Here is a 14,459-nt window from a genome sequence, read left to right as displayed (position 1 = left end):
ATTTTTTGAGTCGTTCAAACAGAAGACATAACACAGGTTTTGGTTACATTGGTTCAGGCAACCATGCTTCGGTTTTTAACCGGAAACCAAAAGCTGTGTTTTCTCATTTAAAAACGCAACTAAATACAGAAAGTCAAAAACAATTTAAAACCGATTTTAAAACAACATCACTTTCTGATTTAGAAAAGCAAAAAATCAAAAACAAAATTAGAAAACAAGCTAAACAAAACACTAAAATTATGGTTGTTCTGACAGTATTCTTCTTAATTTTGATTAGCCTTTTAGCCATTAAAATGCTAGAAGGACTATTATCTTAAACAACCTGATACTTTACATTTTGAAACTACTTCAACTTATTCGTTTTAAAAACTTATTACTAATTGCATTAGTGCAATTTTTAATTAAATATGCCATGTTTCCGGCTTTTGGTGTTAGTACAACATTAACCCTTTTTCAATTCATTTTATTGGTACTAGCCACACTTTGTATTGCTGCTGGAGGGTATATAATTAATGATATTTTTGATGTCCAAGCGGACGCCATTAACAAACCACACAAGCTAATAATTGACAAATACATCCCAGAAGACAAAGCCTATATTTATTATATGGCATTTACTATAACAGGAGCTGTTTTAGGCTTCTATTTGTCGCATGTTATTGACAGAAGCACCTTTTTTGCCATCTTTGTTATAATAGCTGCATTATTATATATTTACGCCTCTTTTTTGCAACAAATTGTATTAGTGGGTAACATTATTATTAGCCTACTAGTAGGATTAAGCCTAATTATAGTTGGGGTTTTCGAGTTACTTCCTGCTATTAACCTACAAAATCAGTTTATTCAATCCTCTATGTTTGAGGTGCTTTTTGATTATGCGGTGTTTGCTTTTATTATATCTCTAATCAGAGAAATAGTAAAAGACATACAAGATATTGATGGCGATTATAAAATGGATTTTAAAACCTTACCTTTAGTCATTGGTACAACACGTGCAAAATATGTCGCTTTTGGTTTAACAATTGCGTTAATTGCTATTTTAACGTATTACATAACCACCTATTTATACATGAGAGAAGTTGCTGTAATCTATTTTTTAATAGCAGTAATTGGTCCATTAATTTATATTACAATCAAATTATTTACAGCAGAAACTAAAGGGCATTTTAAAACCATAAGTAATTTACTAAAACTAGTAATGCTTACTGGAATGCTATCTATGGTTGTTTACTTATTTATACTAAAGTAATTATGTTAAAAGAAAAACTAAAAGACAGACACATTATATTAGCTTCAGGTTCTCCAAGAAGACAACAATTTTTTAGGGATTTAGGCTTAGATTTTGAAGTCCGTTTAAAAGACACAAAAGAAGACTATTCAGAACATTTATTACACTACCAAATAAGTGATTATTTAGCCGAATTAAAAGCAATACCTTTCCTTGAAGAATTAGAAGATAAAGACATACTAGTAACTAGTGACACCATTGTTTGGCACAAAAGCAAAGCGTTGGGGAAGCCCGAAAGTAATGATGAGGCTTTTGAAATGCTTAAATCACTAAGTAACGCAACACATGAGGTAATTACTTCTGTGTGTTTTCACACCAAAAAGTTTCAAAAAACCGTAAATGCTATTACTAAAGTAACCTTTAAAGACTTTACTGATGACGAGATTTGGCACTACGTAAAAACCTATGCACCATTGGATAAAGCGGGCGCTTATGGTATTCAGGAATGGATTGGACAAATTGGTGTTATTAGCATTGAGGGCTCCTTTTTTAACGTAGTTGGTATGCCAACACATCTTGTTTACGAAACGTTAAATACCATTGCTGAAGAGTTTTAGAATTGTACTTTTATAGTTAAATCAATAACTATGACACCCGTAAAACACTCGCTTTTTATATTAGCTACCCTTGCCATGTTTAGCTGTAACACACAAAACAAACAAGAAAACAAGGCTATTGCTAAAGTCAAAACGATCAAAGCGGTCAAAACACCAAAAACCTTAGCTAGCAAAGCACCTGCCTTTAAGCCTAACAAGCAATTTAACGACTACTGGTACGCAGGAGAAGCTGAGATAACATCGTACCAATTAGACCAATCTAGATATGGAGAAAACAGAAAAGGAACGGCTGTTTTAGTCTTTGTTACAGAACCTTTTCTAGCAGACACACAAGTTAAAGCGGACCAAAACAATCCCACAAATGTTAATGTTTTAAAGCTAAATAGTACAAAAAAATTCAACACAGGTATTTATCCTTATAGCATTATGCAAAGCACGTTTTACCCGATTGCCAACAATCAGCATGCTATAAAAGTTAGTACTTCTGTCCAAGAATGGTGCGGACATGTATATACCCAATTAAATAATCGCGAGCAATTTCAAATCACATCGCACTCCTATTTTCAAGGTGAAGCAGACCAAAAATTTAATCTAGACAAAGCTGTTTTAGAAAATCAAATTTGGACGCAGCTACGTATTGACCCTAGTAGTTTACCTAAGGATAATTTTAAGATTATACCAAGCTTAGAGTTTACCAGATTAACCCATGCACCTTTAAAATCTTATAACGCTTTCGCGGAAAGTAAGCCGGGACAATACACACTTACTATTAAAGATTTAGACCGTCAACTAATAATCAACTACAATCCAGAATTCCCTTATCAAATACATAGTTGGGAAGACACACAAAATGGAAAAACCTCTAAAGCCACTAAATTAGCAACATTAAAGACAGCCTATTGGAATAAAAAAAGTAATGCAGATTTAGAGTTAAGAAAAACCTTGAAATTGGAATAAAAACTATATTTACAAAATAATTAAAATACCATATGTTTTTAGACCATTTACAATCAGAATTTGGTAGCTCTGCCATTCTGCTACTTGTATTTATTATTATTCGTTCCATTTTAAAAATTTCGATAAAAAAAATTGGACGTACCAGCGGGATCAATGATGCTAGGATTGGATTAATATCGCGCTACACCACGTTTACCTTGCTTCTAATATTTTTACTATTCTTGGCCTATATCCTTGGCGCAGAATTAGAAAATTTAGCAGTTATATTCTCCTCTGTTTTTGCAGTTATTGGCGTTGGTTTATTTGCAATATGGTCTATCCTGAGCAATATAACATCTGGAATAATCATGTTTTTTTCGTTCCCATATAAAGTTGGAGACAAAATAAAAATTCATGATAAAGACGCACCAATAGAAGCTATTATTGAGGACATTAGAGCATTTCAATTACATTTAAGACAAGATAATGGCGACTTAGTCACCTATCCAAACAACTTAATTCTGCAAAAAGCTGTAACTTTAGTACAAAAGGATGCAATCGAAGATTTTGGAGACATGCATTAATTATAGATTATGGCTAAAAAAAGACAAAAAAAACGTACCCAAAATTACAAAAAACAGATAGGACAAGTTCCTGGCGCTTTAATATATACAGGTAATAAATCAGATAATAAACTACATCTTCATGCTTTTGATTATAGTGATGAGGAGTATAAAGAAGCTGATCTACCAACAGTAGAAGATGCTTTTAATTTTAAAGATTCTGAAACCGTTACTTGGTTTAACCTTAATGGTCTAAATTTTATTGACCAAATCGAAAAAATTGGGCAACATTATAACTTACACCCGTTAATTTTAGAAGACATTGTAAACACATCTCAACGTCCTAAAATAGACGAGTATAATGACTACTTTTTTATCGTTTTAAAAATGATGTATTATGACGAGTCAGAAACTATTGTCTCTGAGCAAGTCAGCATGGTAATGGGTAAAAATTACGTCTTGACTTTTCAAGAAGCCGAAGGTGATGTTTTTGATGGTTTAAGAGAGCGTATTCGTCATAAAAAAGGACGTATTCGTGGCGAAGGATCTGATTATCTATTATACGCATTAATAGATGCTATAGTAGATCATTACTACGCTATTATCGAAACCATGGGGAACAAGATCGAAGATTTAGAGGACGAATTGTTTACCGGTTTAACACAAGAAGAAATCTCGCAACAAATACAAAATTTAAAGCGAGAAATACTAAAAATTAGACGTGCTATTTTTCCGCTTCGCGAAATTATTAATAGATTAGAAAAAAGCGAAGGAAGTCTTATTGACGAAAAAACAACACACTATTTTAGAGATGTCTATGACCATGTTATTCAGGTCACAGAAAATATTGATATATACCGAGAAATGATTTGGAGTTTAATGGATATGTACATGACCACCATTAGTAATAAAATGAACGAGGTCATGAAAGTATTAACCATAATGGCTACTATTTTTATTCCATTAACCTTTATAGCAGGTGTTTATGGTATGAATTTTAAAAACATGCCAGAATTAGACTCTCAAGATGGGTATTACATTGTCTGGGCTGTTATGATTGTTATTTTTATAGGAATGATAGTCTATTTTAAACGCAAAAAGTGGTTATAAAGTAATAAGACATCAAATAAATATTATAATATAAAACGATCCACTTTAGATCTTAGATTTAAAGGGGTATTTTATTTCCAATCGACACCTTTACTATTTTTATTTCTAGATTACTGTTTTATAGTATCTGTTTTCTCTAACCCCTTACCCCTTTTGCCTTTTGCCTTTTGCCTTTTGCCAACTGTTAATTTAAGTTAAAGAAAACTAAAAATACAATAATCACTACATGACTTGTTTATATTTGAATCACTATCAAATTATTATATACAACCATGCAAAAATTATTGGCTTCGCTCCTATTATTACTGTGCTTTTCATTGTCTACGCAAGCACAACAACCAGAAAAACTAAATGCCTCAGAAATACATCAAGCGGTTAAAAAACTAAACTTTTTAGGTTCGGTTTTATACTTAGCAGCGCATCCTGATGACGAAAACACAAGATTAATATCTTATATGTCAAACCATGTAAAAGCACGTACAGCTTACCTGTCTTTAACAAGAGGTGATGGAGGACAAAACTTAATAGGACCAGAAATCAGAGAATTATTAGGTGTTATACGTACGCAAGAATTGCTAGCTGCAAGACGCACAGATGGTGGAGAACAACGCTTTACTAGAGCTAACGATTTTGGTTACTCAAAACATCCAGATGAAACTCTAGCCATTTGGAATAAAAACGAAGTCCTTAGCGATGTTGTTTTAGCCATTAGACAATTTAAGCCAGATATAATTATCAATAGATTTGACCACAGAAGCCCGGGAACAACACATGGTCATCATACAAGTTCTGCAATGTTAAGTGTGGAAGCTTTTGATTTAGCAAACGATAAAAACGCCTACCCTGATCAAGTTAAGCAATACGGAACTTGGCAACCCCAACGCGAATTTTTTAATACCTCTTGGTGGTTTTATGGTAGCCAAGAAAAATTTGACGAAGCAGACAAAACCAATCTTCTAAATTTTGATATTGGTGTGTATTATCCATCTTTAGGATTATCAAACAACGAAATCGCGTCACTTGCCAGTAGTCAGCATTTATGTCAAGGTTTTGGACGTTTATCTCAAAGAGGTAGCCAAACAGAATATATCGAATTAATTAAAGGAGATTTACCAAAAGACAAATCCAATATTTTTGATGGTATTAATACGACTTGGACAAGAGTTACAGGAGGAGAAAAAATTGAAGCTATTTTAAAAACTGTTGAAACTAACTTTAAATTTGAAAATCCGGCCTCACATTTAGACCAATTATTACAAGCCAGACAATTAATTGAAGGTATTGATAGCCCACAATGGAAAACTCAAAAATTAAAAGAAATTAATAAAATAATTGAAGCGTGTGCTGGTTTATACCTAGAAGCATCGGCAAGCACACCCAATAGTGCAACAGGTCAAGTTATTGATGTAAATATTGAAGCCTTAAATAGAAGCGCTGCTGTTATTACATTAGAAAGCTACACCATTTCAAACAACAATGCAAAAAACAATTCAGCATTACTTTTAACGCCTAACGATAAGCAGGAGTTAAAAAAGCAAATTACAATCGCTTCTAAATTAAAACCTACAGCGCCTTACTGGTTAAACAAAAAAGGAAGCTTAGGAATGTATAAAGTAGAAGACAAAAACTTAATTGGTAAGCCAGAAACGCCTCGTGCTATTACTATAGATTTTAATCTAAATATTAATGGTTACCCGTTAACAATAACTAAAGACCTGATTTACCGTTATTCAAAACCTGATAAAGGTGAATTATACCGTCCTTTTGAAATTATTCCAGAAGCATCAGCTAAAATAGACCAAAAAGTAATCATTTTTGAGAATGATCAACAAAAAGACATTCCAGTTACGGTAAAAGCAGGTAAAGATAATTTAGATGGATATGTCTCTCTAGCACATCCAAAAGGCTGGTCAGTATTTCCTGAAAAGCAAAAATTTGAAATCGCAAACAAAGGTCAAGAACAAACCTTAATATTTACAGTTATACCTCCAAAAAATCAAAGTGAAGGATTACTAAGCCCTATGGTTTATGTTGGATCCAACGTTTATACTAAAGAGCTAGTTGAGATAGATTACGAGCATATTCCGTTTCAAACGGTATTACTACCAAGCGAAAGCAAAATAGTAAGATTAGACATCCAAAAGCGTGGTGAAAATATCGCTTATATAGAAGGTGCTGGAGATGTTGTTCCAGAAAGTTTAAAACAGATCGGATACAACGTTATGGTTTTAAAACCTGAAGAAATCACTGCCGAAAGGTTAAGTGCTTTTGATGCAGTTGTTGTAGGAATTAGAGCGTATAATATTGTTGATGCATTAAAATTTAAGCAAGATATTTTATTCGATTTTGTTGAAAAAGGAGGAAATATGATTGTACAATACAACACTAATCGTCGTTTAAAAACAGATCAAATTGCACCGTACGATTTAAAATTATCAAGAGATCGTGTTACGGACGAAAATGCTGAAGTTACATTACTTGCTCCAGAACATGACGTCTTAAATTTTCCAAATAAAATAACGTCTAAAGATTTTGAAGGATGGACACAAGAACGTGGCTTATATTTTCCGGACCAATGGGCTCCAGAATTTACCCCTATCTTATCTATGCATGATAAAGACGAAACTGCTAAATCTGGAAGTTTATTAGTCGCTAAACATGGAAAAGGACACTACATCTATACAGGATTAAGCTTTTTTAGAGAATTCCCTGCTGGTGTTTCTGGTGCTTACAGATTATTTGCTAATATGTTAAGTATAGGAAAAGAAAATAGTATTAATGATAATGGATTAAAAAACTAAATCATGCAAGACCAACCAAAATACCAATGGAAACCATTATACACAGTGCTTTTAGTAGCAAATGCGTTATATATCGTTGCGTTTTACTTAATCACTAAACTGTTTTAAATTATGCAAACTTTAGATTGGATTGTCCTAATTGGAACATTATTAACCATTGTCGTATATGGGACTTATCAAACCCGTGGCAGTAAAAATGTACAAGATTTTTTAAAAGGCGGTAGTAATAGTAAATGGTGGACCATAGGTTTATCTGTTATGGCTACACAAGCTAGTGCTATTACATTTTTAAGCACACCAGGACAAGCGTTTCACTCTGGGATGGGATTTGTTCAGTTTTATTTTGGATTACCTATTGCTATGATTGTGATTTGTATGGTGTTTATTCCACTATACCACAGATTAAAAGTATACACTGCTTACGAGTTTTTAGAGAATCGTTTTGACCGTAAAACGCGTACCCTTACAGCTGTTCTGTTTTTAATACAACGTGGATTAGCAGCAGGAATTACAATATTTGCACCTGCTATAATCCTATCGGCTGTGTTAGGTTGGAATTTATTATTATTGAATGTAATTATAGGTGTTTTAGTTATTATTTACACTGTTTCTGGAGGTACAAAAGCAGTAAATGTGACTCAAAAGCACCAAATGGTTGTGATTTTTACAGGAATGGTTATTGCTTTCATTTTAATATTAAACCAATTACCTGATGATATTACCTTTAAAAAAGCACTAGACATTGCAGGAGCAAGTGGTAAAATGGAGGTGTTAGATTTTTCTTTCGACCTAAATAATAGATATACTGTTTGGAGTGGATTAATTGGTGGTACGTTTTTAATGCTTTCTTATTTTGGAACAGATCAAAGTCAGGTACAACGTTATTTATCTGGAAAATCTGTAAAAGAAATGCGTTTAGGATTAATTTTTAACGGATTACTTAAAGTGCCAATGCAGTTTTTTATTCTGTTAGTTGGTGTTATGGTTTTTGTATTTTATCAATTTAACGAAGCACCAGTAAACTTTAACCCTACCGCAACAGAAGTTGTATTAAATTCAGAATACGCAGACCAATATAATGCGCTTCAATTAGAACAAAAAGAAATTTTTGACCTTAAAAAGGAAACCATCTCAGCATTTGCAAAAGCAGATGGTACGGTAAACCAAGAGTTAATAGCCAGTTATAACGCTAAAAGTGATACCATAAGAGCGCATGCTAGAGACTTAATAAAAAAAGCAGGAGAATCTAAAGGTTTAAAAGTAGAGAGTAATGATAAGGATTATGTGTTTATACACTTTATACTAAACAATTTACCAAAAGGCTTAATCGGATTATTATTAGCAGTTATTTTAAGTGCTGCTATGTCTAGTACGGCTTCAGAGCTTAATGCTTTAGCGAGTACAACAACAATAGATCTTTATAAACATAGAGTCGGCCCAAAAACTGACGAAGAAATGGTTAAAGCCTCTAGAGGGTTTACGCTACTTTGGGGTATCATGGCTATTGGAGTCGCCTGCGTCGCCAATTTAGCAGAAAACCTCATACAACTAGTTAATATTATTGGATCTATATTTTATGGTAACGTCCTTGGTATTTTCTTATTAGCATTTTTCTTTAAGCAGATTAAAGCCAATGCTGTATTTATTGCAGCATTAATAACGCAAGTATTAGTGATTGGATTATTCTTTTTAGATGAATATGAAATAATTAACCTACCCTTTTTATGGTTAAACTTTGTAGGTTGTGCTATTGTAATGGCTATTGCTTTTATAATTCAGGCACTATTTAATAGTACTGATAAAGTAACTATTTAGAGCTTAGTTTGTAAACATGAAACAGTAACCAAATCTGATAATTAAAATTCTAAACACATCAATTTGATAATATAACCTACTGATTTTAAGTAAAAACAGTAAAAAATGCAATTTTTAGCAACTTTGTAATACGCAATTCAAAACAAAAGAGTACTTTCGCGCCTTATTAAAAAAAGCACCTGTTATGAAGCGCATTAATGAGTATAAAAAACTATTTAACGTAGATCAAGATTTATCTTTAAAAACATTAAAAAAGTCTTACCGTAATTTAGTTAAAGAGTGGCACCCTGATAAATTTCAAGCAGGAGATGAAAAAGCTCAAGAAGCTGAATTAATGAGTAGAAAAGTAATTGATGGTTACCATTTTTTAGTTAGCATGTCTCCAGAGACTGTTGAAGCTAATAAAGAAGAGTATGCTGTTACTGTTACTAGTCCAATTATGGATTGGAAACATAAAGGATTACTTTTAGAAGTTACTTTTTTAAACGGAGATACTTACGAGTACTTTGGTGTAAACAAAGCATTATATATCAAATTTTCTCAAAGTGATAAACAAACACGTTTTGCTAAGCGTAGTATTTTTAATTCTTTTCCTTTCAGAAAAATTAAAAAGAGCGATGTTACTGCATAATTAAGCAAATTACATCCTATCTTTTATTACATAAAAAAAAGAGTTTCAGTTTAAAACTGAAGCTCTTTTTTTTGTTACTTATGTTTAATCAAGAGATTTACAACTTTTAAGCTTTTCTTATTTCACCTAATAGCTTTTGTCTTCTCCCTTTTGCCTTTTAACTCAAAAAAACTACTTATCCTTATTTTTTTCCTCAATCCACTTACTCATATATTTAGTGCTCTGCATGGTTTGATGCATTAGTATTTGTCCTAAAAAGTGATGTTGTCTGTGTGATTGTAAATCGGCTAACAAAGTTTCTACTGTATGCAAAACGTCTTTTGTATAAATAGCTTTATCATATAACGTGTTTATAATCATAAAACCGTTTTTCTGTTTTCCATTCCAATAAATCTTATTAGAGTGCAACTCTACTGCTTGTTTAGCAAAAGCTTTAGCATCATCTTCAATAAATGCATTAGTGTCTTTTAAAGTACCATACATCCCTTCTGCCCCAATAGTTGTTGTAACACAAGGTGTTCCGCTTTCCATTGCATCAATAAGTTTTCCTTTTAATCCAGCTCCAAAACGTAAAGGCGCTAAGCATACTTTAGCCTGCTCCATAACTTCCTTAACATTATCTGTATAACCTAATATAAAAAATCCATCTTCTGGTTTATTTAGTTGCTGTGCTTTTTCTGACACATAAGAACCATATATATGCATTTCTGCTTTTGGTAACGCCTTTCTTATAAGTGGCCAAATCTCTGTTTTTAAAAATACTACCGCATCAAAATTAGGCGGATGCATAAAGTTACCAATGGTTACAAAATGATTTCTATCTTTAAATTTAGGACTTTTTTTTTGTGTTTCAGGAGAAATAGGATCTAGTAAAAATGGCAAATAATATAATAAATGCTCATCAATATTAAATTGATTAACTAATATTTCAATTTCGACTTGAGATATAATAAACGATAAATCACAACGTAAAATACTTGCAATTTCACGTTTTGCAGTATCGTTTTGCAAATAACTAATATCAAACATTGCATTATCCTTCAAGGCTTGTTGACGTCCTTTACGTAAACTATGCAAATCCTCTGTATCTAATAATCTTAATGCATCAGGACATTGTTCTGCTACACGCCAACCAAATTGTTCTTCAACCATAAAACGGTCAAATAAAACCATACAAGGGTTTAACTCTTTTACAAAAACATCAAAACTACTATCGTTAAGTACAATATTTTCCGTGTTTACATTAATGCTAGACAAATCAAATGCATTGTCTGTTTTGGCACAAGCAGAAGCAAAAGTAATATCATAATTAGCAGATTGAAACACTTCAATAAGCTGCATCATCCTACTACCAGCAGCAGAACTTTTAGGTTCTGGCCATACAAATCCTATAATTAATAGTTTTTGATTCAAATTAGGGAGATTAAAAAATTAATAATTATTACTGAGGTTGTGGTGCTAAAGCATAACCTACTCTTACTTGTTCTACCCATTCCACGATGGCTTTTATTTGCGCATCCGTTAAATTAGCATCACCATGTGCCCAAGTGTAACTTGGTAATGGCATTTTCTTTTCTTCTACTTCTTCTGCTAATTCGTCAAATTTGTGGTCTTTCTTTTTTATAGAATAATCTGACCATTTAGAAACATCAAAATGCTTACGACCATCCTCTATATGATCCGCTAACCAATAGTTAACTGGCGTAATCTTACTGTACCATGGGTAATTAGTGTTACTACTATGACAATCCAAACATGCTGTTTCTAATATATTTCTGACCTCAGCAGATGGTTTTGTTTCTGTAAAAAAAGCGGTTAAATCCTCAGTGTTTCCTTCATTTTTTTCTGGCGAAAAGAATTGTGCTATCACTAAAGCCACTAATAAAATTAAACCAATCTTCTTAAATATTTTCATTTTCAGTATTTTTATGGCATAAAAATAAGAAATCTTTGAATACGGACGCTTTATATCAAGAATTAAATTATGTCAACCATTCTAGGGAAAAGCGTCTCTACTATGCTCAAATGCTACTTTCTGACACCAGATTAATTCCTAAAACATTAGATATTTTGTTTCGAGTTGATGATAAGATTTCGCCAAGAGCTGCATGGATTTTAGAATTTATGTGTAAAGAAAACCTAGAAGCACTAATCCCCTACTTAGATCAATTTACCCAAAACATGGGATTGGTCCATTTAGATTCGGCAGAAAGACCTGTTGCAAAAATCTGCGAATACCTAGCAAAAGCTTACTATGGAAAACCGCCTTCTGAGATAAAAAAGGCTTTACTTCCGAGGCATCGGGAAAAAATTATTGAAGCTTGCTTTGACTGGTTAATTAAAGATGCCAAAGTGGCTCCTAAAGCTTATGCTATGACCAGTTTGTTTTTATTTGGAAAAGAATACGATTGGGTGTATCCAGAATTAATGATTATTCTAGAACGTGATTTTGCATCTCAAAGTGCTGCTTTTAAAGCAAGAGCAAAGCAAATATTTAAAAAGTTAAAAAAATAAGGTCAAAATTTATCAAATTCTTAAACTGTAATCCTTTAGTCTTCCCGCTAAAAAAACTATATTTATAGCTTGTTAAAAAACAACTATTTATATGTCTTTAAATCAACTTAATGCGATCTCTCCAATTGATGGTCGTTACCGAAATAAAATTGAAAAATTACAAGATTTTTTCTCTGAAGAAGCCTTAATAAAATATCGCGTTTTAGTCGAAATTGAATATTTTATTGCCCTTTGCGAATTACCTTTACCTCAACTAAGCGGTGTAGATAGTAGTAAATTTGAAGCTTTACGCGACATTTACAAATCATTTACTACCGAAAATGCACAAGCTATAAAGGATATTGAAAAAGTAACTAACCATGACGTTAAAGCGGTTGAGTATTTTATTAAAGAACAGTTTGACGCTTTAGGTTTAAGTGAATTTAAAGAATTTATCCACTTTGGACTAACGTCACAAGATATTAACAACACTGCTATTCCTTTAAGTATTAAGGACGCAATGAATGAGGCTTACGTACCAGAATATTTTAATGTTTTAAACGAATTAAAACGTCTTGCTGAAGAGTGGAAAGATATCCCGATGCTAGCTAGAACACACGGTCAACCTGCCTCTCCAACACGTTTAGGTAAAGAGATTGAAGTTTTTGCAGTCCGTATGGAAGAGCAATTTAACTTACTAAATGACATACCAAGTGCTGCTAAATTTGGTGGTGCAACCGGAAATTTTAATGCACACAAAGTCGCTTATCCTAATATTGATTGGAGAGCTTTTGGAGGTAGTTTTGTACAAGAAAAGTTAGGTTTACAACACTCTTTTCCAACTACACAAATAGAGCATTATGACCATATGGCTGCTTTATTTGATTGTTTAAAACGTATCAATACTATTATTATAGATTTAGATAGAGACGTTTGGACGTATGTATCTATGGATTATTTTAAACAGAAAATTAAAAAAGGTGAAGTTGGTAGTAGCGCAATGCCACATAAAGTAAATCCTATTGATTTTGAAAACAGTGAAGGTAATTTAGGTATGGCCAATGCTATATTTGAACATTTATCTGCAAAATTACCAATTTCAAGATTACAACGTGACTTAACAGACAGTACGGTTTTACGTAATGTTGGTGTACCGTTTGGACATACTTTAATTGGTTTTGGATCGACTTTAAAAGGGTTAAGTAAACTATTACTTAATGCGCCTAAATTTGCACAAGACCTAGAAAATAACTGGGCAGTTGTTGCTGAAGCAATACAAACTATTTTAAGACGTGAAGGTTATCCAAACCCTTATGAGGCTTTAAAAGGCTTAACTAGAACTAATGAAGCTATAAATAAAGCGTCTATTTCAAATTTTATTGATACTTTAGAGGTCAGTGATGCTATTAAAACAGAATTAAAAGCAATATCACCAAGTAACTATACAGGAATATAATAATTATGATTAGCGACAAGAGTAGCATGGCCTTTTGCATTATCACATTAAGTTTGTTTTTTGTGGGAGGAATAACCGGTTTTTTAAATAACCCGCTTTATATGGGGATTACTTTTGTTGCCTATTTAATGGTAATTGTTAATATAGTTCTGATAAAAAAATCGGACACGGATGATGATTTTTTCGAATCAAAAATCGATAAATAACAAAAAAGGCTTATCCAATGGATAAGCCTTTTTTTATGTTTACTACTCTATAGTATCTTATTTAAAAAATGTCATTAGACTTTTAAATTGTGCTTGATCGATATCTGCATTCTGCAGTTTTTCTGATAGCTTAATTAACTGTTCTGGTCTCATATTGTCCCCAATGATTCTTACAATAGTAAATCCCATTTCTTTTGAACTTGCTAAAACCAAAAACTCGTCTATTTCATTATTATCGCCAACAGTGCTCACTTTTACGCTAACCCCATTATCTTTAAAGTCCATTAGCTCTTCATATTTTTTGTTTTCAAATACAATCTCAGCTTTAGCCAACTCTGCATTATAATCGTCTAAACTTCCTGATTTAGATTTATACGCTAAAACATCCAGCTTACTTACGGACTGGTACGCTTCCTGTTCTTCTTTTGTCAAATTAGCTTTAGAAAAATCGACTACATCCGTAGAAATATCTAAGGACATAAAGTCTGGTAACTCTTGATGGTCTACAAAATAGGTCTGTATTGAGTTTTGGTCTTTGCAACCTACTAACACTAAAGCAAGCATTAATAGGGATCCAATTAGTTTGATTGATAATTTCATAGT

General features: G+C 32.5%; 14 protein-coding genes. 11 read left to right on the top strand and 3 right to left on the bottom strand.

The annotated features are described in order from the left end of the window. Positions 1–5 precede the first annotated feature (5 nt). The 9 genes from ACZ2G2_RS11210 to ACZ2G2_RS11170 all read left to right on the top strand — a co-directional run bounded on the left by ACZ2G2_RS11210 (position 6) and on the right by ACZ2G2_RS11170 (position 9,701). Entirely contained in the window at positions 6–317 is a 312-nt protein-coding gene (locus ACZ2G2_RS11210) for a hypothetical protein (RefSeq protein ID WP_470392138.1), read from the top strand. Between the two features lie 20 nt (positions 318–337). Then, entirely contained in the window at positions 338–1,249 is a 912-nt protein-coding gene (locus ACZ2G2_RS11205; RefSeq protein ID WP_470392137.1) for a geranylgeranylglycerol-phosphate geranylgeranyltransferase, read from the top strand. Positions 1,250–1,251: 2 nt separating this feature from the next. After that, the gene (locus tag ACZ2G2_RS11200; protein ID WP_090839572.1) at positions 1,252–1,845 is read left to right on the top strand and encodes a Maf family nucleotide pyrophosphatase; all 594 of its coding nucleotides are present in this window, start codon (positions 1,252–1,254) and stop codon (positions 1,843–1,845) included. 30 nt (positions 1,846–1,875) lie between these two features. Continuing rightward, positions 1,876–2,802 (top strand): septum formation inhibitor Maf, encoded by a 927-nt coding sequence (locus ACZ2G2_RS11195; protein WP_470392136.1) that lies wholly within the window; start codon positions 1,876–1,878, stop codon positions 2,800–2,802. A gap of 32 nt (positions 2,803–2,834) precedes the next feature. Further along, positions 2,835–3,365, top strand: a complete 531-nt coding sequence (locus ACZ2G2_RS11190) for a mechanosensitive ion channel domain-containing protein (RefSeq protein ID WP_090839578.1) — start codon at positions 2,835–2,837, stop codon at positions 3,363–3,365. A 9-nt stretch (positions 3,366–3,374) separates the two neighbouring features. Next, a complete protein-coding gene (gene corA, locus ACZ2G2_RS11185) occupies positions 3,375–4,454 on the top strand; it encodes a magnesium/cobalt transporter CorA (RefSeq protein WP_101203131.1) in 1,080 nt (359 codons plus the stop codon). A gap of 272 nt (positions 4,455–4,726) precedes the next feature. Then, positions 4,727–7,255: a PIG-L family deacetylase gene (locus tag ACZ2G2_RS11180; protein WP_470392135.1), complete on the top strand. Its 2,529-nt coding sequence runs from the start codon at positions 4,727–4,729 to the stop codon at positions 7,253–7,255. A 111-nt stretch (positions 7,256–7,366) separates the two neighbouring features. Beyond that, complete coding sequence (locus ACZ2G2_RS11175; RefSeq protein WP_470392134.1) at positions 7,367–9,070, top strand: sodium:solute symporter family protein; 1,704 nt, start codon at positions 7,367–7,369, stop codon at positions 9,068–9,070. A 184-nt stretch (positions 9,071–9,254) separates the two neighbouring features. Then, on the top strand, positions 9,255–9,701 hold the full coding sequence (locus ACZ2G2_RS11170; protein WP_101203134.1) for a KTSC domain-containing protein: 447 nt from the start codon (positions 9,255–9,257) through the stop codon (positions 9,699–9,701). A 171-nt stretch (positions 9,702–9,872) separates the two neighbouring features. Here ACZ2G2_RS11170 and ACZ2G2_RS11165 read toward each other — a convergent pair whose 3' ends face one another. Both ACZ2G2_RS11165 and ACZ2G2_RS11160 read right to left on the bottom strand, forming a co-directional pair. After that, positions 9,873–11,114: a glycosyltransferase gene (locus tag ACZ2G2_RS11165; protein WP_470392133.1), complete on the bottom strand. Its 1,242-nt coding sequence runs from the start codon at positions 11,112–11,114 to the stop codon at positions 9,873–9,875. A 28-nt stretch (positions 11,115–11,142) separates the two neighbouring features. Further along, the gene (locus tag ACZ2G2_RS11160) at positions 11,143–11,616 is read right to left on the bottom strand and encodes a heme-binding domain-containing protein (RefSeq protein ID WP_090839591.1); all 474 of its coding nucleotides are present in this window, start codon (positions 11,614–11,616) and stop codon (positions 11,143–11,145) included. A gap of 35 nt (positions 11,617–11,651) precedes the next feature. On the opposite strand from ACZ2G2_RS11160, the gene ACZ2G2_RS11155 reads away from it, so the two are divergent. Both ACZ2G2_RS11155 and purB read left to right on the top strand, forming a co-directional pair. Further along, positions 11,652–12,215 carry an adenylosuccinate lyase gene (locus ACZ2G2_RS11155; protein ID WP_470392132.1) on the top strand — a complete coding sequence of 188 codons (564 nt, stop codon included), beginning with the start codon at positions 11,652–11,654 and terminating at the stop codon, positions 12,213–12,215. A gap of 91 nt (positions 12,216–12,306) precedes the next feature. Beyond that, positions 12,307–13,650: an adenylosuccinate lyase gene (gene purB / locus ACZ2G2_RS11150; protein ID WP_101203138.1), complete on the top strand. Its 1,344-nt coding sequence runs from the start codon at positions 12,307–12,309 to the stop codon at positions 13,648–13,650. Between the two features lie 263 nt (positions 13,651–13,913). Here the strand turns inward: purB and ACZ2G2_RS11145 are convergent, their stop codons facing one another. Next, positions 13,914–14,456 carry a DUF4252 domain-containing protein gene (locus tag ACZ2G2_RS11145; protein WP_470392131.1) on the bottom strand — a complete coding sequence of 181 codons (543 nt, stop codon included), beginning with the start codon at positions 14,454–14,456 and terminating at the stop codon, positions 13,914–13,916. Positions 14,457–14,459: the final 3 nt, after the last annotated feature.

It is taken from the genome of Olleya sp. KKT75 (assembly GCF_055635485.1).
Note: the sequence above shows the minus strand (reverse complement) of the source record. Positions and strands in the feature narration are given on the sequence as shown.